Origin of the sequence: Bradyrhizobium sp. Leo170, from assembly GCF_004296405.1 — a bacterium.
Classification (GTDB): Bacteria; Pseudomonadota; Alphaproteobacteria; order Rhizobiales; family Xanthobacteraceae; genus Bradyrhizobium.
In genome coordinates this window covers 1-270 of record NZ_PSRR01000948.1, presented here as the reverse complement: position 1 = coordinate 270, position 270 = coordinate 1, and the positions used below count along the sequence as shown (strand labels likewise).

Here is a 270-nt window from a genome sequence, read left to right as displayed (position 1 = left end):
CGCGACGACCGTCCGTTTGCCGGCCCAGATCCGCCGGCGGCCGTGTTCTTCTATTCGCCCGACCGTGGCGGCGCGCATCCGGAGCAACATCTGGCGGGCTATGCCGGACTGATGCAGGCCGACGCCTACGCCGGCTTTGGCAGGCTCTACGAGGCCAATCGCAAGGGCGGTCCGATCATCGAGGCCGCGTGCTGGGCGCACGGCAGGCGCAAGTTCTTTGATCTCGCGCGGCTCAGCAAGGCGCCGATCGCGGCCGAGGCGGTCAAGCGC

General features: G+C 69.6%; 1 protein-coding gene. It reads left to right on the top strand.

The window, feature by feature from the left end; translation table 11 throughout:
* A partial coding sequence (locus tag CWO89_RS45465; RefSeq protein ID WP_165421651.1) for an IS66 family transposase occupies positions 1-270 on the top strand: 270 nt, incomplete at both ends.